The following is a 23,377-nucleotide window of genomic DNA, read 5'->3' as shown; positions in this document are numbered from 1 at the left end:
TTGAGCGTCACATAATGAAGATTATGTAAAACAAACTAGCAAAAAGAATTACTTTACTAATTTTGTAGGTTTCTTTACCCACGCCACCGTGCCGCGGGTGTTCTGCAGCTGACAAGGAGAGAGACCATGGGCTTGCACAAGCTGTCACGCGGTCTCTGCCTCGCCACTGCAGCCAGTGCGTTCCTGAGCGCGCAAGCCCCGTCCGCCATCGCAGAGACCATCACCGTCACCGACATCGCCGGGCGCAATGTCGAGGTGGAGAAGAACCCCGATGCCATCGTCCTCGGCGAGGGGCGAATGATCTATTCCCTCGCGCTTCTGGACCGGGACGACCCGTTCGAACGGGTCGTCGGCTGGAAGGACGACATGATCCTTTACGATCCCGATGCCTGGCGCGCCTATGAGGCGAAATTCCCCGAAGCGGCAAAGATCGCGCGTCTCGCAGCCCCTATTCGGATGAATGGAACCTCGAGGCCGTGATCTCGCTGGGCACCGATGTGGTGTTCATGAATCTCGGCAGCTTGCTCAAGGCGCAGGAAAGCGGCATCATCGACAAGCTGGACGAGGCCGGGATCGCGACGGTCTTCGTCGATTTCCGCCAGGATCCGACCGCCAATACCGTGCCCAGCATCCAGCTCATGGGCCGCATCCTGGACAAGCGCGACAATGCGGATGCCTTCACCGATTTCTATACCGAACAGATGCAGCGCATCTATTCGCGGGTGGATCAGTTGCCCGATGAGGAGCGCCCGCTGGTCTTTATCGAGAACGGCGCGGGCTGGGAGCCGGACAGCTGCTGCACCACCTTCGGCGCGGCCAATCTGGGCCGGCTGGTGGACCAGGCGGGCGGGCGCAACTGGGGCTCAATCCTGTTTCCGGGCTTTCGCGGCGAGGTCAGCCTGGAGGCGCTCTTTGCCGAAGACCCGGACGTGATCATCGGCACCGGCGCGAACTGGTCGGAGGCCAACCCGGCCACCACGGCGGTTCTGTTCGGCTACGAGGCCGAGCTTGATGGTGTGCAGGAGCGTCTGGCGGGGCTGGCCGCCCGTCCCGGCTGGGAGGAATTGCAGGCTGTCAGGAACGGGCGGTTCCACGGCGTCTATCACCAGTTCTACAACAGCCCCTATCATTTCGTCGCCATGCAGGCCTTCGCCAAATGGCTGCATCCCGAGCTTTTCGAGGATCTCGATCCCGAGGCGACGATGACGGAGCTGCATGACCGGTTCCTGCCGATCGATCATTCCGGCGTGTTCTGGAGCACCCTGAAGAGCGGCAGCTGATCCGCCTCCGGCGCGCGGCGGATACCCCCCGCGCGCCGGACCCATCCCGTTCGAGGAGCCTTCGATGACGGATATTCCGATGACCGATCTGCGCAGCGGCTACGGCGCGAGGGCGCGCCGGAAAACGGCCCTGCTGGCGCTGGCCGCGCTGGCCCTGCTCCTGAGCTTTCTTGTCGAAATCGGCACCGGGCCGGGCGATTACCCGCTGCGCGTGGTGGGCGAGGTGCTGGCCGATCCGATGGCGCATGGCGCGCGACTCAAGGTGATCGTCTGGGATTACCGCCTTCCGGTCGCCCTGACGGCGGTGATCGTCGGCGCGCTTCTGGCAGTGGCGGGCGCGCAGATGCAGACGATCCTGAACAACCCGCTGGCCGAGCCCTTCACGCTGGGCGTGTCGGCCGCCGCGAGTTTCGGCGCATCGCTGGCGATCGTTCTGGGCTTTTCGGTGATTCCGGCCATCGGCGGGCTGATCGTGGCGCTCAATGCCTTCGTCTTCGCGCTGATGACCTGCGGGATCATTATGCTGGCCACCCGGCTCAAGGGCGTGGGATCGGAGACGATGATCCTTTTCGGCATCGCCATCTTCTTCACCTTCTCGGCGCTTTTGTCGCTGATGCAATACATGGCCAGCGAGGACCAGATCAGCCGCATCGTCTTCTGGATGATGGGATCGCTGGGCCGGGCGAGCTGGGAAAAGATCGGCCTCGGTGCCGCGCTTCTGGCGGTGGCGCTGCCCTTCGGGCTGATGCGCACCTGGCCGATGACGGCGCTGCGCATGGGCGAGACGACGGCGGCGGGCATGGGCGTCGATATCGCGCGGCTCAGGATCGAGATGCTGGTGTCGATCTCGCTTCTGGCGGCCACGGCGGTGGCCTTTGTCGGCACGGTCGGCTTCATCGGGCTGGTCGGCCCGCATATCGCGCGGATGCTGGTGGGCGAGGATCAGCGTTTCTTCCTGCCGCTCTCGGCGCTGGTGGGCGCGCTGGTGCTGTCGCTGACCTCGATCCTGTCGAAGTCGATCACGCCGGGCGTGATCTATCCCATCGGCATCATCACCGCGCTGATCGGGGTGCCGGTCTTCGTGTCGATCATCCTCACCACGCGGCGGGAGCGGCTGGGATGAGCCTGACCATCGAAAACCTGCGCGCCGGTTACGGGCGGCGGATCGTCCTGCAGGATGTCTCGATACCCGATATCCGCCCCGGCGCGATGGTCGGGCTGATCGGGCCGAACGCCTCGGGCAAATCGACCCTCTTTCGCACGTTGGCCGGGCTGCTCAGGCCGGTCTCGGGCAAGGTGCGGCTAGGCGGGGCGGATCTTGCCGCCCTGCCCCGGCGCGAGCGGGCGCGGCAGGTGGCCTACATGCCGCAGGCTTTCGGCTGCAACGCGGTGCTGACGGTCTTTGAAAGCGTGTTGCTGGCGCTCAAGCAGAATGCCGGCTGGCGGGTGCGCGAGGGCAACCTGGCGCGCGTGTCCGAAACGCTGGCCGCGCTGCATCTCACCCATCTTGCGGAGCGCGGCATCGCCGATCTGTCGGGCGGGCAGGCGCAGATGCTCGCCGTCGCGCAGACGCTGGTGCGCGATCCGCGGCTGGTGCTGCTCGACGAGCCGACAAGCGCGCTCGATCTGCATCACCAGCTGTCGGTCCTGTCCTCGGTGCGCACCGAGATGGCCCGGCGCGGCACCATCGTCATGGCGGCGCTGCACGATCTCAACCTCGCGGCGGAGTTCTGCGACCGGCTGGTTCTCATTCGCGACGGCGCGATCCTGGCCGATGACAGACCCGCCCGCGTGCTCGCCCTGCCCGAGGTCGGCCGCACCTACCGCGTGACCACATCGCTCGAGACGACGCGGCGCGGATCGCTCTTCGTGGATGCCGTGCTCTGAGCCGTCACCGCCCCTGCGGCGCTCGGTGACGGAGCCAGAGTTTGCGCAGGATCTCGGCCCCCGTGCCGGCAATCAGGCCGACCAGCGGATTTGCCAGCACCGTGCCGAGCGCCGCCGCCGCGATCACCGGGCGGCAGGAGGGGCGCGCGTCGATCAGGCGGCGGCTGGCGGCCAGCTCCACCGCCGCGATCAGCAGCAGCGCGCCCAGCGTCGCAGCGGGAATGGCGCTCAGCGCCGACTGGCGCAGCGGCGCGGGCAAGAGCGCCAGCAGCAAGAGCGCCGCGCCCAGCATCACCGGCGCGCCGCCCGTGCGCGCGCCGAAGCGGTGATGCGCCGCCACGCCGCCCGCGCCATGGCACATCGGAACCGCCCCCAGAGGGGCCAGCAGCAGGTTGGCCGCGCCCGAGCTCAGGCAGAGTTTGCGCGGCGTGACATGGGCGGCGCGCGGGCCGAACGCATCGCCCGCCACCAGCGCCGTCAGGAACACCGCGTTGGTCAGCGTCAGCGCCAGTTGCGGCAGCGCCAGATCGGCCAGCGCGATGCGCAGATCGCCCGGCGCGGGCAGCCCCGGCAGCCCGATCTGCGCCCCCGGCCCCGCCGCCCCCGGCACGCCGAGCCAGAGCCCCAGCGCCGCACCGAGCATCAGCGTGACGAGTGCCGCGTGGCGCCCAAAGCGCAGCATGAAGGCCGCCACCGCCAGAGAGGCCGCGCCGATCGGCGCCTGCTCGGCCATCAGCCCCAGCGCGATCCAGCCAAGCGCCAACCCCAGCCCGAGCTGCAGCCCCGACAGCACCGATTGCGGCACCAGCCGCGCCAGCCGGTCGATCAGGCCGCTGCCACCCAGCCCCAGCAGCACCCCCCCGATCAGCACTCCGCTGAGCGCCAGCGCGGCCGGGCTGACCTCGCTGGCCAGCGCCACGGCGGCGATGGCCTTCATCGGCTGCACCGGGATCGGCAGGCGGTAGATCAGCCCCGTGGCGATGTAGAACAGCCCGAACCCCGCCAGCACCTGCTGCGCCGGCAGCCCCACCAACGCGATCATGCCCAGCGTCAGCGGCAAGAGCGTGCCGATATCGCCAAGCGCGCCGCTGGCTTCGCGCAGATCGAAGCGGAACCCGGATGTGGTGCCTTCGCTCATCGCGCCTTCCCGCGCCAGGTTGAACTCTGTTTCATCCTTCATACCCTATGACGCAGGCAAAACCAGCAAGAGAGAGGCCGCGATGAAACTGAGCGCACGCAACAAACTGACCGGAACGGTGACCGGGATCGACAAGGGCGCGGTGAATTCCACCGTGCAGATCGATCTGGGCGGCGCCACGATGGTCACGGCGATGATCACCAATGCTTCGGTCGAGGAACTGGGGCTGGAGGTCGGCAAGACGGCCTATGCGATCGTCAAGGCGTCCGACGTCATCGTCGGCGCGGATTGAGCGGCGGGCGCGGCCAGCGACGGCAGGCAGACCCTGCGCCCCGATGACGTGCGCTCGACCGAGACCGGCAGCCCGTAGACCGCGCTGAGCGCGGCATCGGTCAGCACCTCATCGGCCATGCCCTGCGCGCGGCAGCCGCCATGCGCCATCAGCAGCACCCGCGCCTCCAGCGCGAAGGCCTGGTCGGGATCATGGGTCGACAGGATCACCCCGCAGCTTCCCGAGGCCGCATCGCGCGCCAGCATCCGGATCTGCGCCAGCACCTGCGCCTGGTTGCCGAAATCGAGGCTGGCGGTCGGCTCGTCCATGACGATGAGCGCGGCCTCCTGCGCCAGCGCCCGGGCGATCAGCACAAGCTGGCGCTGCCCGCCCGACAGGCGCGAGTAATCCCGCGCCGCCAGATCGCCGATGCCGAGCCGGTCCATCGCCGCGCGCGCGATGGCGCGGTCGCGCTGCCCCGGCTGTGCGAACGTGCCCAGCCGCGCGGTGCGGCCCATCAGCACCACCTCCAGCGCCTCGAAGGGAAAGGGCGGCGCATGGGCCTGCGGCACATAGGCGATGGCCCGCGCGATCTCGGCCCGTCCCTGCGCGGCGAGGGGCCGGCCCTCCAGCCGCACCTCTCCCGCAAGCGCGGGCAGCAGGCCCAGAAGGGTGCGGAAAAGCGTGGTCTTGCCGCAACCATTGGGCCCCAGCAGGCACAGGATCTCGCCGCGCGCGACGCGCAGACCCAGCCCTGCGCCGATGCGCATGGCGCCATAGCCGATCGCCAGATCCCGCACCTCCAGCATCACGACCAGCCGCGCCGGCCGCGCGCCAGCAGCCAGACGAAGAAGGGCGCGCCGATCACCGCCGTCAGGATGCCCAGCGGCACTTCCACCGGGCTGATGGTGCGCGCCAGCGTGTCCACGATCAGCAGATAGCCCGCCCCGATCAGCGCCGAGACCGGCAAAAGCCGCCCGAACCCCGGCCCCACCAGCATCCGGGCGATATGCGGGATGACGAGCCCGACCCAGCCGACGACGCCGGCCAGCGCGGTGACGCTGGCGGTGATCAGCGTGGCCGCCGCGATCACCAGGAACCGCGTGCGCCCCGCCTCGATGCCGAGCGCGCGGGCCTCCTCGTCGCCGAGGCTCAGCACGTTGATCCGCCAGCGCAGGAGCGCCAGCGGCACCAGTCCGACCAGAACCATCGGCAGGGCGGGCAGGATGTCTTCGGTGGTGATCGCGGCCAGCGAGCCGAGCAGCCAGAAGGTGATCGCGGGCAATTGGTCATAGGGGTCGGCCATGACCTTGAGCAGCGATGTCGCCGCCCCCGCCAGCGCGCCGATCACCACGCCGATCAGCACCAGCGACAGCGTCCGGTCGGTGCCTCGCACCAGCCGCGCCACCAGCGTGACGACCGCGACCGCCGCCATGCCGCCGGCAAAGGCCGCGCCCTGGATCGCCGCCACCGGCAGCGACAGGAAGATCCCCGCCACCGCGCCAAGCCCCGCCCCCGCCGACACGCCCAGGATATCCGGCGAGACCAGCGGGTTGCGGAAAAGCGCCTGGTAGCTCGCCCCCGCCGCCGCCAGCGCCGCGCCGACCAGCAGCGCGGCGGCCACGCGCGGCAGGCGGATGTTCCAGACCACGATGCGCGCCTGCGCATCGCCGCCGCCGACAAGCACCGCGAGGGTCTGCTCGGGGGTCAGCGCGTAGGGGCCGATCATCACCGCCCCGAAGGACAGCGCGGCAAGGCACAGCGCCAGCGCCCCGGCCCAGCCGAAAGCCGGGCGGCGCAGGCTCACATCGGCGGTCGTCCCTCGGCCCATTCAAGCAGCCTTTCCAGTTCGGCGTCCGACAGATCGACATGGTAGTAGAGCTTGTAGAATTCGCGCGTGTCCGCGCGCAGATCGCCCTCCCAGAGGTCCGGGTAAAGCAGCCCCGCCATCCAGGCGAGCCCCATCATCCGGTTGAGCGAGGGCGGGCGGTCGATCCAGCCGAAAGGCGCCATGGGCGAGAGGTAAACCCGCCCCTCGCGCACCGCCGTCACGCCCTGCCAGAGCGGATCGCCGAAGACCTTGCCGTAGAAATTCGGATCCCACGTCACGATGGTGCCGGGATCGGCCACGATCACCTGCTCCACCGAGGTCTGCACGAGCCCGCGCGTGGCGCCGCCGTCATCGGCCACGTTGCGCCCGCCGGCGCGTTCGATGATCTCGGTATTGATCGAGCCTTTCATGCCGGTCTCCAGCCCGTCCGGCCCGCGCGCCAGATAGACGCGGGGGCGCTCCGCTTCGGGGATCTCCGCCAGCATCGCATCGATCCGGGCAAAGCGCGCCTCCACGTCCCGCGCCAGCGCCGCGCCGCGCTCCGGCACGCCAAGCGCCGCGCCGGTGATGCGCAGCGCCTCGGGCGTGTTCTCGAAGCGCCCGTCGATCAGCAGATAGGGGATGCCGGTCTGTTCCTGAACGCGGTTGGCCAGATCGATATAGGTGTCCCGCACCGATCCGAAATCGATAATCAGATCGGGCTGGATCTCAAGCACCCGTTCGAGATTGGCCTCGCCGCCGCGCCCGGTGAGCCGGCCCGTCTCGGGAATGTCGCGATAGCTTTCGGCGATATAATCCCGCTCCTCGGGGCGCAGCGCGCGCGGCCAGCCGGCCAGCGTTTCGGGCTTCATCACATAGACCAGCACCGCTGCCGGAGGGCCGGCGGCAAACACCGTGGTCACCTCGTCCGGGATCTCCACCTCGCGCCCGGCGCTGTCGGTGACCGTGCGCGCCTCTGCGGGCAGGTTCGGAAGCGCCAGCAGCGCAAGGATCAAAAGCAGATGGCGCATGTCAGTCCTCCGTTTGCGTCTGGCCGTCACCCGGCTTGGGCGGCGCCTTGGGGGTGAAATCGCAGCGGTCGGGCTTGATGTCGATCAGCGGCGTGCCGTCGAGGCAATCGAGCCCGCGCACATGCAGCGTGCCCTCCTCGATGCGCAGCAGCCGGACCATGGACGTGCCGATCGGGTTGGGCCGCACCGGCGAGCGCAGCGCGAAGGTGCCGACGGTTTTCCCGTCGCTTCTGGGGCTTTGGCGCACCAGGTCGCGGCGGCTCCGGTCCAGCCAGTAAAGCACCTCAATGCAGTCATATTCCTCCAGCCCGTCCAGAGCGGCGCGCCAGGCCGGAGCGATCACGATCCGGCACTCTGGCCCATCCATGCGCCCCTGCCGCGGGCAATCCTCGCGGCGCGTCCAGGGGGTATGAATCGTGCCGATGAAACGCAGGGCCGCGTCCGACGCGGGGCCGGCATCGATTGCCTGTTCGTTGGGGCGCAAATCGTCGGTCATACGCGGCTTGCCTTTGTTGTCGGTCCCGGGTTTTGGGAAATTATGCAGTCATCCCCGAGGCGGTTCGACCCGAGTTTGGCACCTATGCCGCTGCAATGCCAGACTTGAACTTTATCGCTCAAACTGCATAGCTGCTTGCGGGTCCGTAATTCTTGCGCAGGGTGGAAATTTTGCAAAGCATCGGAGAGGCTTTCGGACTGGCCATCGCATTGGTGCTGTCCGGCGATGCCGATCTCATCGAGATCGTCGCCCTGTCCCTGCGCGTCAGCCTGACGGCGACGGCGCTCGCCTGCCTGATCGGCCTGCCGCTGGGCGCGCTGGTGGCGATCGGGCGGTTCTGGGGCCGCGATGCGGTGCTGATCGTGATGAACGCGCTGATGGGCCTGCCGCCGGTGGTGGTGGGGCTTCTGGTCTACCTGTATCTGTCGCGCTCCGGCCCCCTGGGCTTTCTTGGCCTGCTTTACACCCCCACGGCGATGATCATCGCGCAGACGATCCTCATCGCGCCCATCGTGGCGGCGCTGTCGCGGCAGGTGCTCGAAGACCTGCATGCCGAATATGCCGAGCAGTTCCGCTCGCTTTGCCTGACGCGGCTGCAGACGGTGCAGGCGCTTTTGTGGGACGCGCGCTATTCGCTGCTGACGGTGGGGCTGGCTGGGTTCGGCCGCGCGGTGGCCGAGGTCGGCGCGGTGATCATCGTGGGCGGCAATATCGATCATCTCACGCGGGTGATGACCACGGCCATCGCGCTGGAGACCTCGAAGGGCGATCTGGCGCTGGCGCTGGCGCTCGGGCTGATCCTGCTGGTCATCGCGCTCGGCGTGAACGCCGCCGTGCAATCGGTGCGCATGACCGCGGCGCGGCAGGCCTATGTCTGACGCGGCGATCTCCCTGCCCGCCAGACGGGCCGGCACGGCGCACCCGCAACTCCTGCCGCTGGCCGTGCGCGACCTGGTGCTGCGTTTCGGCGAAACGGTGGTGCTGGACGGGCTGTCGCTCGATCTCGGGCCGAAGGGCTGCACGATGGTGATGGGGCCGAACGGGTCGGGCAAGACGCTGCTGCTGAAACTGCTGCACGGGCTGATGCAGCCGACATCGGGGCGCATCGACTGGGCCGGACAGGCGCCGCGCGCGGTCACGCATCGGCAGGCGCTGGTGTTCCAGAAACCCGTGCTGCTGCGCCGCTCGGTGGCGGCGAATATCGATTTCGTGCTGAAGGCGCGGGGTCGGGACGTCGCGAGGCGCGCCGCGCTGCTGGATCACGTCGGCCTTGCGCACAAGGCGGACCAGCCCGCACGGCTTCTGTCGGGCGGCGAGGCGCAGCGGCTGGCGCTGGCCCGCGCGCTGGCGACCGATCCCGAGGTGCTCTTTCTCGACGAGCCGACCGCGAGCCTCGATCCCGCTTCGGTGCTGGCGATCGAACGGATCGTCAGCGATGCGCGGGCGCGCGGCGTGCGGATCGTCTTCGTCAGCCACGATCTGGGGCAGGCGCGGCGCATGGCCGATGATGTGCTTTTCCTGCATGGCGGCCGCGTGGCCGAGCACAGCGCCGCCTCCGACTTCTTTCCCGAGCCGCGAAGCGAACCGGCGCGGGACTACCTCAGCGGCAGGATCGTCGTCTGACGGATCAAATCCACAACCAAAGGAGACACCACATGCTTGGCAAGACATTCGGCGCGGCCGCGCTGGCGCTGCTTACGGCCGGGGCGGCCTGGGCGCAGGATCAATCGATCATCGTCCAGTCCACCACCTCGACCGCCAATTCGGGGCTTTACGATCACCTGTTGCCGATTTTCGAGGGCGAGACCGGCATCAAGGTCAATGTCGTGGCCGTGGGCACCGGGCAGGCGATCAGGAACGCGGAGAACTGCGATGGCGATGTGCTCTTGGTCCATGCCAAGCCGGCGGAGGAGAAATTCGTCGCCTCCGGCTACGGCACGGAGCGGACGGACCTGATGTATAACGACTTCGTCATCGTCGGGCCGAAGGACGATCCGGCCGGTATCGGCGGGATGAGCGATGTGCAGGGCGCCCTGGGACAGATCGCCGAGCAAGGCGCGCTTTTCGCCTCGCGCGGGGATGACAGCGGCACCCACAAGAAGGAAATGGCGCTCTGGTCGGATAGCGGCGTCGATCCCACCGCCGCCTCGGGCGACTGGTATCGCGAGACCGGCTCGGGCATGGGCGCCACGCTCAATGCCGGCATCGGCATGGGCGCCTATGTGATGACCGACCGCGCGACCTGGATCAGCTTCGACAACAAGCAGGATTACGCCATCCAGGTCGAGGGCGACGAGGACATGTTCAACCAGTATGGCGTGATCCCGGTGAACCCGGAAAAATGCCCCTCGGTCAATATCGAGGCGGCGCAGATCTTCGCCGACTGGCTGCTCTCGGACGACGGGCAGGAGGCGATTGCCGCCTACGAGGTTGCGGACCAGCAGTTGTTCTTTCCAAACGCGCCCTCGAATTGATAGTCTCGCCGGGGCGGCATGTCCGGCCGCCCCGGCAACCCGAACGGAGCGCAATGTCAGACCTCGACTTTCCCGAGCATGAATATCTCACCGTCAAGGAACTGGCCGCGCTGCTGCGCCTGAAGGAACGCAAGATCTACGATCTGGCGGCCTCGGGCGCGGTGCCCTGCGCGCGCGCGACCGGCAAGCTGCTCTTTCCCGCCGCCGAGATCCGCGCCTGGATCGAGCGCTCAAAATCCGGCGGGAGTGCCGCGCCGGAGACGCCCCCCGCCCCCGACCGCCGACCGCCGATCCTGCTGGGCAGTCACGATCCGCTTCTGGACTGGGCGCTGCGGCAATCGCGCTGCGGGCTGGCGAGCTTCTATGACGGCTCGCTCGACGGGCTGGAGCGGTTCACCCGCGGCGAAGGGGTGGCCGCCGGGCTGCATCTGCGCGATCCCGAAACCGGCACCTGGAACCGCACCGCCGCCGCCGAGGCCGCTGCGGGCCGCAACGCGGCGCTGATCGGTTTCGCCCGCCGCCAGCGCGGCCTGGTCTTTCGCCCCGGCACCGAGGTCCCGGCGGGCCTGTCCGATCTGGGCGGGCGGCGCATCGTGCAAAGACAGCCCGAATCCGGCACCGAAACGCTGTTCCGCGATCTGGCGGCGCGGGAAGGGCTCGATCTGGGCGCGATGGGTCCGGCAGAGGTGGCCCGCACCGAGGACGAAGCCGTCGAGGCCGTGCGCCGGGGCGATGCCGATATCGCCTTCGGTCTGGAGGCCGCCGCGCGCGGCTACGGGCTCGATTTCACGCCGCTCATCGAGGAGCACTTCGCGCTGCTCGTAGATCGCAAGGCCTGGTTCGATGCGCCTTTGCAACGCCTCATGGCCTTCTGCCGCAGCGACGCCTTCGCCGCCCGCGCCGCCGCCTCCGGCGGATATGACATGCGCGATCGCGGCACGGTGATCTGGAACGCCTGACGTGGCGGCGGGCGCATCCGAAAACCGTTTTGCCATCACAGTTTCGCCCCAATCCGGAAATAAACAAATCCTGGGTAAGGGTCGTTTATATCTTTGAGGTTTCCTGCATCGCGCGGGGGAAATTCCGCAGATATGTGAACATACCATGGTCGGGACAAGGGTGATTACCCGGCATCGGGGGCATCATGGCAGAGCAGAACACATCGGCCGCGGCATCGGCCTATCCGGATGGATTGCCCGAGACTATCAAGGATTATTCCGAGGCTGTCGTCACGCTGACCTGGCAGAAGCAGGGGATTTTCGCGGCCATCGCCTTGTTGACCGGGATCTTTTTCGATCCCCTAGCCGCCGTTGTGTTCTTCGCCGTCGGCATGGTCTGCGAATATATCGATCTGGGTTTCGCCCGTCTGGCGGCGCGGATCGATCCCGAAACCCCCGGCGCCGCCGCGCGGATCGAGGCGGGATATATCGCCAACACGGTCCTGAGCGCCTTCTCGATCGGCATCTATGCCGTGCTTGTCGGCACCGCGCAGGATGGCGCGGGATTGTTCACCGCGCTGTTTTGCCTTTTCGCCGCGGCCCTTTATGCCGCGATGAACAACCACCAGATCGCAAGCACGCTCGCGATACGGCTGACCGTCTACAGCCTCGCCTTTCTCGCGCTCACCCTTCGGGATCTGTGGATCTATCGCCCGCCCCTCACCTCGGTGATGTGGCTGCAATTCTTCACCGTCACATTCGTGATGTATTTCCTTATCGACTGCTCGCTGGGATTTTTGCGCCGGTATCGCCAGAACCTGCGGCAACTCGATGAGCTGCGCCGCGCGCTCGAGCTCAAATCCCAGTTCATCGCCGTTGTCAGCCACGAGCTGCGCACGCCGCTGACCTCGGTCAAGGGCTCGCTCGATCTTGTCAATTCGGGCCGCTTCGGCCCGGTCTCCGAACAGATGCAGCAATTGCTCCAGCTGGCCGGAAAGAACAGCGACCGGCTGACCAGGCTGGTCGACGATCTGCTCGATCTTCAAAAGCTCGAAGCCGGCAGCCTGCGCTTCGAGAACGAGACGATCGAGATGGGCGCCTTCATGTCGGATGTCCTTGCGGCGCATCAGGGCCTCGCGCAGGAACGCGACCTGCGCCTCGACCTGGTGGCGGTACCGGCCGGGCCGGTCCATATCCATGCCGATCCGGGCCGCATGATGCAGGTGATGGGCAACATCCTCTCGAATGCCGCGAAATTCTCACCGGCGGGCGGCGATATCGAGATCGGCTGCGCGGCCCGAGGCGGCCATGTCCGCATCTTCGTGCGCGATCACGGCATCGGCATTCCCGAAGGCAGCAAGCAGAAAGTGTTCGACCGTTTCTCGCAGATTGATTCCTCCGATCAGCGCGCCTTCGGCGGGATCGGGCTCGGCATGAACATCTCGCGCGAAATCGTCGAGGCCGCGGGCGGGACGATCGATTACGACAGCGAGCCGGGCAAGGGCACGATCTTTTTCATCGATCTGCCCTGCGCGGGCGTTTCGCGTCAGGAAAGCGCCAATGAAGGCGGCTCGGAAAACAAAGCGGCCTGGCCCGTTCGCATGTAGGCCTGACCCCGCGTCGCTTTTCGCGCCGTGCAGCGATTTCGGGTGGCTCCCGAAAACGGCTGTCCGCGACCTCTTGCGGCCAGTGTCTCAAAAACCTAAGGTTGATCACAATATCGTGTGTTCGGCTTTGCAAAAGCCCCCCACCTGTCACCAGTATCGCCCGTTTTCATCTGCCTGAAACCGCCTGTCGCGGGCGGGGTCGCCCTATCGCAATGATCCGCAAGAGATCGAAATACAGGTGTTCCTCATGACAGATATGCTCTCCGGCTGGGCCGCGCTCGGCTATTTCCTCGTCATCTCGGCGGCGACCAGGCAGCATTTCGAATCCGAGACATATCCGCCCGGAATGTATGTCATCTCGCTTCTGTCGCTGGCCGGGTTGTTCGGCTTCCTGGTGCCGGCCTTCGGCGGCGATCTGGTCTATCCCGGCGCGGCGCTCGGCCTGATCCTATGTGCCTTCGCGCTCTTTGGCTGGGCGGTCAGGCACAGCCGCAGCAAACGGCTTTCCCTCGCCTTCGACGGGCAAACCCGGATAGATGCCATCATCACCAGCGGCCCCTGGACATATGTCCGCCATCCGTTCTACCTGTCCTATATCCTGTTCTGGCTGGCCTGCGCCGCCGGGTCGGTGGATCCGGTGGTCATCACCGCCTTCGTCACTCTGACCTTCATCTATTGCTATTCGGCCCTGCAGGAGGAACGGGCGCTGCAGGCCGGACGGCATGGCAGCCAGTATCTCGAATATCGCAAGAAGACCGGGTTCCTGCTTCCCCGGCTGATCGCGAGGACCTGATCTTGACCGAAAGTCCCCTCAGGATCGTGGAGGCGCGCTCGGACGAGGATCTGAGGGCTGTCGGCGCCTTCAGATACAGATGCTATCTGGCCGAAGGGCTCATCGATCCCTGCCCGGAGGAATGTTTCGTCGATGCGTATGACGCGGCCGAGCGTGCGCGGGTGTTCATGATCCTGTCAGGCGGCCGCATCGTCGGTTCGATCCGGCTGCATATTCTCGACAGGGGCTCGCATGTCTCCGCGACGATGGCCGCGTTCCCCGACATCCTGATGCCGAAGCTCGATGCGGGGCTGACCCTGATCGATGGCGCACGTTTCGCCGTCGCGCCGGATCTGGGCGCGCTGCGGCTGCCGGTCGCTCGGCGCACCCTGCGGCTCTACTCGACCCTGGGCAAGATGAATGACGCCGATTACGGCGTCGCGGCCATCCGGGAGAACCGGACGGGCTTCTACAGGCGCCTCTACGGTTTCAGGCAGATCGCCCCGCCCCGCCCTTACGGCGCGCTGAAACAGGAGCTCGCCCTGGTCGGGGTCGATCTGCGCAGCGACAAACCGGCCCGGACCCCATCGGACAGGAGCATGTTGATCGACGCGATGTGAATGGATCACGGCGGCGTGCGGCGGGGCGAGACCGCGGCGGCAGGATGCGCTATCGTTCCCCTATGCAGGAACCAAAGCAGCCCCCGGCGCCGGATACCGGGCCGAAAGCCAAACCGATCACCATCCGGAATGCGCGGTTCATACCGGGCTTTGCCCTGGGGTTCACCTATCCCTCGCTTCTTGTGCGGCTCGTCTTCGGCCGGGACTGTGCACCGCGCGCGGAGGATCTCGCCCGTTTCGATGCCGGCCTCGCCGATCACCTGCCCGCGCCGCATGCCGAGCGTATCGCTGCGGCGCCCCGCGCGCTTGGGCCCGGAGCCCTGCACCGGCTGGCCCATCTCGCCATCGCCCTGCAGGACAGCGCCGGGCTGCCGGTGCCCGCCGAGATCCATATGCGGCGGCGTGAAGACAGCTGGCTGCTCGCGTTTCCGGCGCCCTCCTTGCGCGCAGGACATCTGGCGCTTGCTGCCGCGTCGTCGTTTCTGGCCGGCGCCTGCGCCCCGAAACCGGGGCCGGGCGCGGCCGCGCTGAACGCCGCGCTCGATGCGCTGTCGAAACTGGCCGAGCCGGGCACCAACACGCATCATTTCCAGCGCGAGGCGCAAAAGCGCGGGATACCGGCGCTGCGCCTTCTGCCCGGCCTCTTTCAATATGGCTGGGGTCAAAATGGCCGGATTTTCAAAAGCAGCCTGACCGAAGCGACCCCGAGCATCGGCACGGCCATCGCCCGCGACAAGCGCCAGTGCAACGCCTTGCTGCGCATGGCCGGTCTTCCCGTGGCACGGCAAAAACAGGTCGCGGATCTCGACGGTGCGCTGAAGGCGGCCGGGGAGTTCGGCTATCCGGTGGCGATCAAGCCGGCCGATCTCGACCAGGGCAAGGGCGTCGAGGCGGGGCTGGCCTCGGAGGAGGAATTGCGCGCAGCCTTCGCGCGCACGTCAAGGGCCGGGCGCGCGATCCTGATCGAAACGCACGCACCCGGAGCGGATTTGCGCTGCAACATCATCGGCGGCACATTCTACAGCGCAGTGCTGCGCCATCCGGCCTCGGTGACCGGCGACGGGGTGCGCAGCGTGGCGGAGCTCATCGAAGCGGCGAACCGCGATCCGCGCAGATCGACCCGGCGCTTCTCGGTGATGAAGCCTCTGACATTGAACGAGGAAGCGCGCGAGTTGCTCGAACGCCATGGGCTCGGGCCGGATGCGGTTCCGGTCGAGGGGCAGATCGTGCGGCTGCGGCGCAGCGCGAATGTGACCAGCGGCGGGGTCACGCAGAATGTCACGGACGCCATTCACCCCGACAATGCCGCGCTTTGCGAACGGGCGGCAAGGCTGCTGCGGCTCGATATCGCCGGGGTCGACCTGATCACACCGGATTACCGTCGGTCCTGGAAGGAGGTTCCCGCGATCATCTGCGAAATCAACGCCCAGCCGCAGATCGGGCTGACCGTGCCGGAGGTCTTCGGCCACATCTTCGAAACCGTCCTGCCCGCGCAAAACCGCATTCCCGCGACGCTCGTTCAGACCGACAGTCCCGATTGCGCGGCCGCGATCGCCGGACGGGTCCGGGCCCTGCCGTCACAGGCCCGCCCCGCGCTAGTCTCCCTGCCGCCGCTGGCCGGGACCGTCGATGCTCCCGGCAGCGTTCGCGCCGTGCTTCTGGACCCGGACGCAACCGGGCTCATCGTGCTTGCCGATGGCGCGGAGTTCCTGCGGGACGGGCTTCCGCTGGACCGGTTCGACCGGCTCTGGATCGGGGCGTGGCGGGGCGATGCCGCCGGCCTGCAACAGCGATTGCAGATGATTCTCCCCCATATCCGGACCGAACTGACGGTCCTGGAGGATCACGCCGGAGCGCTTCGGCTGGACGCAATCGAGAGGCCGGGTCTGCAGCTGCGCAGATGCGATACGGCTACGGCTCTGCGTGCGCTCGAACGGGATATCACTGTATAATCCGTAACTATCTGAAGAATATGCGAGAAACCTTATCGCCTGAAAAGCGCCCGGAACTTTCCCGTCGCCGTGCCGGTTGTCCATGCGCCACATCAGACGAGGTGAGACATGGCCGGTTCCGACAAGACACCCAAGCAAAATCCTGAAAAGAAGACCCCGCCCAGGGACAAGGACGATCTGCATCGCCCCGAGGACACGCTGGGCGAAGCCCCCGCAGGCAGCCCCAATGCCGAGGAACGCTCCCGGCTGGCCGATTGATGGCGCAGCGGGGCAGGCTTCCGCCGGACAGGCTCGACCGGCTCTGGATCGTCCGGCCAGACCGATCCGCCGGTTCCGGGCCAACCGTAATCGGTTTCACGCCCTGCCGCACGTCGCAATGAACATGCGTTGCCACCGAACGATGAGCCCATAGACAACCCTCGACCCCCGTGTCGAGCAATGTTCCGAGAGGCATTGCAAGCCCGGTTTGTAGCCGTCATGCGCCGCAAAGATCGAGGTGATGCAGCGGTCATCCAGGCGCGGATTTTCTGCAAATTCCGACCGTCCCAAGAGGCCACAAACACAGCGCGACGTTCAAAATGCAAATTTGGTAAACATTGCACATATCCTGCAACTGCAACGCCTCCCGACATCATCGGAAAGTTTCGTCATTTTCACTTTTTGCGGGAATAAGACCGCAACTCCGCTCGCCGCCCAATCGTTGGAGCCGCGCATGTCAGGAATGGACAAGCCGTTCGGATAAAACCCATCTGTCCCTCGCGCGCGACATCCTGTAACCCGGCGGAAACCGAGAAAGAGTGCCGCCATGTCCGCCACGATCATCCTGCCCTACACGCCCGAGCGCACCACGGCGCGGGATATCGAGTGGATCGGGCGCTGTCTGGAGCGGCGGGATCGCAAGGTTCGGCTTCTGGCCTATGACGATGCGCTCACGCCGGTCGCGCTGGCGGAGCCGCTGGGGGCGCGGACGGTCACCGTGACGCTGAACAACAACAGCCCGAGCCCGATCTTCGAGTTCCTGCCGGGGCCGAAATTCTTTGCCCGGCGGCGCTCGAAGGCCGGGCTGGTCGCGGATTTGGCCGCCACCGGGGCCCTGATGCCCCATTCGGAGGCCTTCACGCTCGAGACCGTGCCGGACGAGGCGCGTTTCGGGCCTTACATGGCGATCAAGACCACGGCGCCCGGCACCACGCGGGCCAAGGGCATCCATGTCTTCAAGACCCGCGATTTCGCCGATCTGCGCGCCCGCCTTCTGGCGCTCTACCGCGCCGAGATGGCGGCCGGTTTCGCACCGGTGCTGCAGCAATACATCCCCACCGGGCCGAAGCCGAAACACACCCGCGTCAGCACCTTTCTGGGCGCGCCCATCGTGTGCTTTCACACCATCGCCCCTGCCCCGTTCGACCCCGCAGCCCTGACCGGGCTGGCCGGCGGCGAGGCGACCTCGAATTACAGCGCGGAGCGCACGCGTGTGCTGGCGGACGATGCCGAGATGGTGGAAATGGCGAAAACCGTCTGCGCGGGCTTTCCCGAAACCTCGGTGATCAGCCTTGACATGGTGCGCTGCGTGGAGACCGGGCGTGTCTATTGCATCGAGGTGAACCTGGGCAATCTCTGCGTGCTTTCGGCCCCGATCTGCGGCGGGCTCCGGCGCGATCTGGGGGCCGAGGCGGTGCTGAAACAGTTCGGATCCTATGACACGATCGCCCGGCGCATGATCGAGGAGCTCGATCGGGCCGCGCCGGCCTAGCCGGTCGCGGGCGAATCACAGCTTCGTCACACCGGCGCGATCCGGGCTAAGGACAGCGCCAGCGCAAGCACAATTCCGGCAAGGGTTTCAGCATCTTCGATGGATTCTCTAAGGGAATCGTCGAGGTTTCGGCCCCATCGCCCGCGTTTGTGTCACCCCGGGGGTGCGGGAATTGCCATCGGCGGAAACCTGCTATATAGTGGTCCACTGAACACCCTGTCTTTGCGCGGCGGGGATGTGACCCCTATGCTGCCAATCCGAGGGTAACGCCATGCTTGCAGAGCTGCACAAATCAACGCCTGAAGAGGCCAAGGAACACAGGGCGACGCTGGGCCTGTGGCTGAAATCCCTGCGCGAGGCCGAAGGGCTGTCGCAGCGCGAGCTCGCCGACCGCCTGTCGCTCGATTATTACACGTTCATTTCCCAGCTGGAGAATGGCCGCGGCAAGATCCCGGCGCATCGCTATGCCGAATGGGCCACCGCCCTCGGCCAGGAGCCGCGCAGCTTCGTGCGCGAATTGCTGCGCCATTACGAACCGCTGACCTATCAGATCCTGTTCGAGGATGCGGGCTGACCCGCGCCATTCCGTATCGCGCCACGGGGCAACAGCCACGCGGCGTCTTCTTTCGTCATCGCCCTTCTTCTCTGGAACAGAGCCGGGATCGGGGCTAGAGTGCAGCCAAGGTTCAGACTGATCGGGACAAGCCCCTTATGGCGAAAATCCTCACCTTCCGGAACAAGGATGGCGGCACTGCGGATCAGGATTTCCTGACCGACGCCAATCAGACATTGTCGTTCCGCACGTCCGAGGATGGCGGCGTCAGCCTCGGGGATCTGATGCAGGGCGCCCTGCCCGGCCTGTTCCCCGATCCCAGGAAGGACTGGAGCAACCAGGAACTCGCCGATCTCTTCCGTGTCCGCCAGCTTCTGAGCGGTGCGAATGTCCCGGTGGAGACCGATCGCGGCGTCACCGACGAGGGCGATCCCTGGTTCGTCTTCTGCCATGCCGCGACTGGCGAGGTGTTCATCCATCTCTGCCGGATCGACGGGGCGTATATCCTCGACAGTCCGAATGTGAAACGCCCGCTGCGCGGGGCCGATTTCAACGGGCTGATCGCGGATTTCACCAACCAGGCCCTGCCTGCACAGGACGAGGACCGCGCCGGACGCCGGGTGATCCGGCTGGAGCGCGGCGGCAAGGTGCGGCTGCACCCGTCGGCCATGCTGGCCGCGCTGATCTGGACGCTGTTCCTCGCTTCCGAGGAAATCGTCCTGCTCGCCCCCGAAGAGGGTGGGCAACAGCCGGACAGCGACGCGCTGCTCGATTTCGACGGGCTTTTCGCGATGGAGGGCAGCGGCATCGATCTGGCCGATCCGGACAGCGCGATCGACGCCGCAGACGGCCCGAGCCATCCGCGCGGCGACGCGCATGAGCCGGACCAGCCATCCGACTTCCAGACCCAGGTGCGCGAGGCGCTGTCGCAGCAAAACGGCCTGACCGCGCATCAGAACGCCTTCACCATGGGGCTGAGCACGATCGCCATCGCGATGGGCTTCATGTCCGAAACCGTGCTGCTCGACAATCAGCGCAAGGTGCTGGCCGGGCTCAAGGAGCTTGGCCTGTCCGACCTGGGCGCGGATGCGCAGCAGGTGGCGGATGCCGACACCCTGCCTGCCCCCGAGGACGGCGCGCTGCTGGAGCTTCTGGCCGATTTCCTGGGCCTCGATCTGTCGCTCGACACCGAACTGGCCGAGGCACAGACCGGCGACAGCGCCCTGGAGGATGCCGAGCTCGCGCATCTGAACGGCGATGTGATCGCGGAAGAAAGGTCAACATTGATAGCGAAGCTTGAGAAGCTGCCGACCCAGGATGATAGGCACAATATCATCGGACACGTTGAGCCTGCGGAGAAACCTCCGCTCATGTTCGAAAAACCAATCGACGAGAGTTCTGAGCAGGCGTCGAAGAGCACAGAGTCATCCGAAGAGACTGCTAGCTTGCAGAAGATTATTCAGGATTGGCAACTTCAGCCTGTAGACTTCAAGGTTAAGGATAGCGATTTTTTAGAAATTGTCGGTTTCAAGCCCCTTGATGATTTTGAATGGACAGATTCAACCCTCGATGAAGACTCAAACAATACGGCGTCCCTCGAAAGTTATGACTATGCGGAACATATAATCGAGTTCTTTAAAAATAAAGGTGGTGATGTCGGCATTCTCGAGTACAATGATGGGCTTATTATAATTGATCGAGAAGCCATATCAGGAGGTGATGTAAGTTATCTGCATTGGGAGTCGAAAGATGGTCAAATCGTTTCCCTTATAGGGCTTACTAGTGATTTCGAGCAATTCAATCTCTTAGTCGCCTGATGTAAGATTGATATTCACGAGACTCCTGCTGAATCCTGAAAGAAGAGATTGGGAAGTTTCGTCGCCTCGGCGATGTAATCTTCGCTTATGAAGAGATGCGCAGTGCATTCTTTTCCAGTCGAATAATAAACAATTCGATATTCCATTGTATTGGTCTTCTATTAAATTTGCGAGAAATTGTTCTTGCCAAGATTGTAAAATCTCTTAGTCATGCATAACTTAGCCATCACATTTTTGGCGCCACCAAAGCCATGGCGGCTCTATTGTGCAAAAATGCGAAAATATCAAAAGTCGAGCAGCGAAGCTGCCTGCTACCGATAAGTCAGCTGCACGTTTGTTCAGGCGAAACTGAGCCGAAGAAATTGTCCTATGTCTCTCGGTTCCCATTTTCTTGTTATAAGTGGTGCGGCCTTCAACGAATGGAGATAAAGTGTCAGGCCTCATCCCTTGCTGGCAGAAGCGATATCGTCAAGGGCTAAAAGTACAGCACCCTAGATATCTAGCCGGCATTCGGAATCGTGGCTCAAAATGGTATCACTGTTTTACTGCCGGTTTGTGTCTCGGGGCCGGGTGCGCTATGTCGCTTTTCGACCCCTTTGAACGGGGGCGGCGGGCGGCCGGTTTCGCCCTGTCGAACGTGAAGGCGCGGATGCGTGGGCCGAGACCCGGCGCCTGAAGCGCCATCGCCCGTCCGGGCGCGGTCTTCGGGCCGAAGCCGGTGCGACGTGGACATGACAATAAAAGGACAAGACGCTATGAAAAGATATCTGCTTGGAACCGCACTGGTGCTGGCCCTGCCGGGCGCCGCGATGGCCGCCGACGAATGTGGCGAGGTCTCCATGGCCGAGATGAACTGGGCCTCGGCCAAGATCGTCGTCGCCGTTTCCGAATTCCTTCTGGAGCAGGGCTATGGCTGCGATGTCAAGGTCGTCCCGTCCGACACCACCCCCGCCGTCACCTCGCTGTCGGAGAACAACGAGCCCGATATCGTGCCCGAGCTGTGGTCGAACGCCGCCGGCGAAGTCTATGACAAGCTGAAGGAAAACGGCCGCATCGAGGAGCTGACCAGCGTGCTGGAGCCCGGCGGTGTCGAGGGCTGGTGGCTGCCGGCCTACCTTGTCGAGGAGCATCCCGAACTCAAGACCATCGAGGGCGTTCTGGAAAACCCCGACCTGGTCGGCGGCATGTTCAACAACTGCCCCGATGGCTGGGGCTGCCGCATCATCAGCGACAACCTGGCGCGCGCTTTCGATCTCGAGGGCAATGGCATCGAGGTCTTCAATCACGGCTCCGGCGAGACGCTGGCGACCTCCATGGCCTCGGCCTACGAGAACAAGGAGCCGTGGTTCGGCTACTATTGGGGTCCCACCACGCCGCTGGGCAAATACGACATGGTGAGCATCGATCTGGGCGAGTATGACCGCGAGGCGCATGAGGCCAACCAGAACGCCAACACGCCGAACCCCAAGCCGTCGGGCTTTCCGACCGCGCCGGTCCTGACCATCGTGACCAAGGATTTCGCCGAAAACCACCCCGAGGAGACGGAACTGCTGACCAATATCACGTTCCAGACCGACACGATGAGCAGCCTTCTGGCCTGGCAGGACGAGAACAACGCCACCGCGGAGGAAGCGGCGGTCTATTACCTGCAGAACAATTCGGATGAATGGGGCGACTGGCTCAATGAAGATGCCCGCGAGAAGCTGGGCAAGCTTCTGAAATAAGCCTTGCGTCCTCAAGGGGGCGGCCCGGTCGGGCGGCCCCCTTTCGCCACCGGCTGACGTAAGCGCTTCGTCCTTTGGAACGCTTTCGTGACCGTCTGGCGGCGCAGCCGCGTTATCGTGACAAGACTATCGTGACAAGAATAACGACAGGCCGGCGCATCCGCGGCGCGGCGGCCGCAAGACGATGGGGCACCCCCGTGCCTCCGGAAAGGGTTTCATGGCGACATATGATTTCATCTTCGACGGGCTCGGCCTGCGCGACTGGTGCGGCGGAGAGACCTCCAGCGGGCTTTCCTCGATGGCCGACCTGCTGGGCGCGACCTCGGGCGAGCCGGAGGCGGTCTCGGCCTGGGACACGCCGTTTCCCTCGCTCGATGCGCTGCACGAGGCCTGCGACGCGATCCCGCAATCGCGCGCGCTGACACTGGGGCTGGAGCGCGGTTTTCTCGATATCAAGGACGCGCTCAAGGTGGTGGTCGATCCATTGACCCAGCCGCTCAGCTGGGCGCTGGAAAACGCGCTCTGGGTGATGCAATCGGTGCCGTGGTGGATCATGATCCCGCTGCTGATGCTGATCGTCTACCTGGTCGGGCGCTCGTTCAAGCTGGTGGGGCTGGTCGCCGCCGCCTTCTGTTTCCTCGCCTTCGTGGATTACTACGATTACACCATGCAGACGCTGGCGATCATCTTTGTCTGCGCCATCATATGCGTGCTGCTGGGCGTGCCCATCGGCATCGCCATGTCGCGCAGCGACCGGGTGCAGCGCAGTATGATCCCGATCCTCGACATGCTGCAGACGCTGCCGCCCTTCGTCTACCTGATCCCGCTGATCTTTCTCTTTTCGGTCACCGAGCCCAAGCTCTACGGCATCGCGATCATCCTTTACGCGATCGTTCCGGTGGTGCGGCTGACCGATCTCGGGATCCGGCTGGTGGACCGCGACGTGATCGAGGCGGCGGATGCCTTCGGCATGACCAAGCGGCAAAAGCTCTTCGGCGTGCAGATCCCGCTGGCGCTGCCCAACATCATGGCGGGCGTGAACCAGACCATCATGATGAGCCTTGCCATGGTCGTCATCGCCTCGCTCGTCTCGGCGCCGGGTCTCGGCGTGCTGGTGCTGCGCGGCATCCGCAATCTCGAGCTCGGGGTCGGCTTGCTGTCGGGGCTGGGGATCGTGCTTCTGGCGATCATCCTCGACCGCGTGACCAAGGCGGCGCTCGCGCGCATCAACGCTCAGCAACCTCATTAAAAGGAGCC

24 protein-coding genes are annotated in these 23,377 nt (G+C 65.4%); 19 read left to right on the top strand and 5 right to left on the bottom strand.

The window, feature by feature from the left end:
* The first annotated feature begins 126 nt into the window (after positions 1–126).
* The 4 genes from M3465_RS16805 to M3465_RS16790 all read left to right on the top strand — a co-directional run bounded on the left by M3465_RS16805 (position 127) and on the right by M3465_RS16790 (position 3,167).
* On the top strand, positions 127–480 hold the full coding sequence (locus tag M3465_RS16805) for a TroA family protein (RefSeq protein WP_249502859.1): 354 nt from the start codon (positions 127–129) through the stop codon (positions 478–480).
* Complete coding sequence (locus tag M3465_RS16800; RefSeq protein WP_249502858.1) at positions 477–1,280, top strand: ABC transporter substrate-binding protein; 804 nt, start codon at positions 477–479, stop codon at positions 1,278–1,280. Before M3465_RS16805 ends, M3465_RS16800 begins: the two co-directional genes overlap by 4 nt.
* A 64-nt stretch (positions 1,281–1,344) precedes the next feature.
* A complete protein-coding gene (locus M3465_RS16795; protein ID WP_249502857.1) occupies positions 1,345–2,403 on the top strand; it encodes a FecCD family ABC transporter permease in 1,059 nt (352 codons plus the stop codon).
* Complete coding sequence (locus M3465_RS16790; RefSeq protein ID WP_249502856.1) at positions 2,400–3,167, top strand: ABC transporter ATP-binding protein; 768 nt, start codon at positions 2,400–2,402, stop codon at positions 3,165–3,167. The genes M3465_RS16795 and M3465_RS16790 overlap by 4 nt, the downstream gene beginning before the upstream one ends.
* A gap of 4 nt (positions 3,168–3,171) precedes the next feature.
* Here the strand turns inward: M3465_RS16790 and M3465_RS16785 are convergent, their stop codons facing one another.
* Positions 3,172–4,347, bottom strand: coding sequence for a putative sulfate/molybdate transporter (locus tag M3465_RS16785; protein ID WP_249502855.1), 1,176 nt, complete (start codon positions 4,345–4,347; stop codon positions 3,172–3,174).
* A gap of 40 nt (positions 4,348–4,387) precedes the next feature.
* Here M3465_RS16785 and M3465_RS16780 point away from each other — a divergent pair, with 40 nt between their 5' ends.
* On the top strand, positions 4,388–4,597 hold the full coding sequence (locus M3465_RS16780; protein ID WP_249502854.1) for a TOBE domain-containing protein: 210 nt from the start codon (positions 4,388–4,390) through the stop codon (positions 4,595–4,597).
* Here the strand turns inward: M3465_RS16780 and M3465_RS16775 are convergent.
* From M3465_RS16775 to tsaA, 4 genes are read right to left on the bottom strand one after another with little or no spacing between them, the layout of a single operon-like run.
* Complete coding sequence (locus M3465_RS16775; RefSeq protein ID WP_249502853.1) at positions 4,552–5,385, bottom strand: ABC transporter ATP-binding protein; 834 nt, start codon at positions 5,383–5,385, stop codon at positions 4,552–4,554. The two genes, M3465_RS16780 and M3465_RS16775, sit on opposite strands and share 46 nt — an antisense overlap.
* Positions 5,385–6,407: a FecCD family ABC transporter permease gene (locus M3465_RS16770; RefSeq protein ID WP_249502852.1), complete on the bottom strand. Its 1,023-nt coding sequence runs from the start codon at positions 6,405–6,407 to the stop codon at positions 5,385–5,387. The genes M3465_RS16775 and M3465_RS16770 overlap by 1 nt, the downstream gene beginning before the upstream one ends.
* Positions 6,380–7,417: an iron ABC transporter substrate-binding protein gene (locus tag M3465_RS16765; RefSeq protein WP_249502851.1), complete on the bottom strand. Its 1,038-nt coding sequence runs from the start codon at positions 7,415–7,417 to the stop codon at positions 6,380–6,382. Before M3465_RS16765 ends, M3465_RS16770 begins: the two co-directional genes overlap by 28 nt.
* 1 nt (position 7,418) lies before the next feature.
* A complete protein-coding gene (gene tsaA, locus M3465_RS16760) occupies positions 7,419–7,913 on the bottom strand; it encodes a tRNA (N6-threonylcarbamoyladenosine(37)-N6)-methyltransferase TrmO (protein ID WP_249502850.1) in 495 nt (164 codons plus the stop codon).
* A gap of 170 nt (positions 7,914–8,083) precedes the next feature.
* On the opposite strand from tsaA, the gene M3465_RS16755 reads away from it, so the two are divergent.
* From M3465_RS16755 to M3465_RS16690, 14 genes are all read left to right on the top strand, one after another.
* Complete coding sequence (locus tag M3465_RS16755; protein WP_249502849.1) at positions 8,084–8,791, top strand: ABC transporter permease; 708 nt, start codon at positions 8,084–8,086, stop codon at positions 8,789–8,791.
* A complete protein-coding gene (locus M3465_RS16750; RefSeq protein ID WP_249502848.1) occupies positions 8,784–9,536 on the top strand; it encodes an ATP-binding cassette domain-containing protein in 753 nt (250 codons plus the stop codon). The genes M3465_RS16755 and M3465_RS16750 overlap by 8 nt, the downstream gene beginning before the upstream one ends.
* 32 nt (positions 9,537–9,568) lie before the next feature.
* Positions 9,569–10,387 carry an ABC transporter substrate-binding protein gene (locus M3465_RS16745; protein ID WP_249502847.1) on the top strand — a complete coding sequence of 273 codons (819 nt, stop codon included), beginning with the start codon at positions 9,569–9,571 and terminating at the stop codon, positions 10,385–10,387.
* Between the two features lie 53 nt (positions 10,388–10,440).
* The gene (locus M3465_RS16740; RefSeq protein ID WP_249502846.1) at positions 10,441–11,346 is read left to right on the top strand and encodes a substrate-binding domain-containing protein; all 906 of its coding nucleotides are present in this window, start codon (positions 10,441–10,443) and stop codon (positions 11,344–11,346) included.
* A 185-nt stretch (positions 11,347–11,531) separates the two neighbouring features.
* Positions 11,532–12,932: a sensor histidine kinase gene (locus M3465_RS16735; protein ID WP_249502845.1), complete on the top strand. Its 1,401-nt coding sequence runs from the start codon at positions 11,532–11,534 to the stop codon at positions 12,930–12,932.
* A 247-nt stretch (positions 12,933–13,179) separates the two neighbouring features.
* Complete coding sequence (locus M3465_RS16730; protein WP_249502844.1) at positions 13,180–13,725, top strand: methyltransferase family protein; 546 nt, start codon at positions 13,180–13,182, stop codon at positions 13,723–13,725.
* Between the two features lie 2 nt (positions 13,726–13,727).
* The gene (locus M3465_RS16725) at positions 13,728–14,324 is read left to right on the top strand and encodes an N-acyl amino acid synthase FeeM domain-containing protein (protein ID WP_249502843.1); all 597 of its coding nucleotides are present in this window, start codon (positions 13,728–13,730) and stop codon (positions 14,322–14,324) included.
* Positions 14,325–14,386: 62 nt separating this feature from the next.
* A complete protein-coding gene (locus M3465_RS16720) occupies positions 14,387–16,276 on the top strand; it encodes an ATP-binding protein (RefSeq protein ID WP_249502842.1) in 1,890 nt (629 codons plus the stop codon).
* 108 nt (positions 16,277–16,384) lie between these two features.
* Positions 16,385–16,534 carry a hypothetical protein gene (locus M3465_RS16715; protein ID WP_249502841.1) on the top strand — a complete coding sequence of 50 codons (150 nt, stop codon included), beginning with the start codon at positions 16,385–16,387 and terminating at the stop codon, positions 16,532–16,534.
* A gap of 547 nt (positions 16,535–17,081) precedes the next feature.
* Entirely contained in the window at positions 17,082–18,026 is a 945-nt protein-coding gene (locus M3465_RS16710) for a hypothetical protein (RefSeq protein WP_249502840.1), read from the top strand.
* 271 nt (positions 18,027–18,297) lie between these two features.
* The gene (locus M3465_RS16705; RefSeq protein WP_249502839.1) at positions 18,298–18,600 is read left to right on the top strand and encodes a helix-turn-helix domain-containing protein; all 303 of its coding nucleotides are present in this window, start codon (positions 18,298–18,300) and stop codon (positions 18,598–18,600) included.
* Between the two features lie 263 nt (positions 18,601–18,863).
* The gene (locus M3465_RS16700; protein ID WP_249502838.1) at positions 18,864–20,396 is read left to right on the top strand and encodes a hypothetical protein; all 1,533 of its coding nucleotides are present in this window, start codon (positions 18,864–18,866) and stop codon (positions 20,394–20,396) included.
* 755 nt (positions 20,397–21,151) lie between these two features.
* On the top strand, positions 21,152–22,120 hold the full coding sequence (locus M3465_RS16695) for an ABC transporter substrate-binding protein (RefSeq protein WP_249502837.1): 969 nt from the start codon (positions 21,152–21,154) through the stop codon (positions 22,118–22,120).
* A gap of 217 nt (positions 22,121–22,337) precedes the next feature.
* On the top strand, positions 22,338–23,369 hold the full coding sequence (locus M3465_RS16690; protein ID WP_249502836.1) for an ABC transporter permease: 1,032 nt from the start codon (positions 22,338–22,340) through the stop codon (positions 23,367–23,369).
* The last annotated feature ends 8 nt before the right edge of the window (positions 23,370–23,377 follow it).

This window comes from Marivita sp. GX14005 (assembly GCF_023370775.1).
Lineage (GTDB): Bacteria > Pseudomonadota > Alphaproteobacteria > Rhodobacterales > Rhodobacteraceae > Marivita.
The sequence above is the reverse complement of the archived record's forward strand: the minus strand, read 5'-3'. Positions and strand labels throughout refer to the sequence as shown.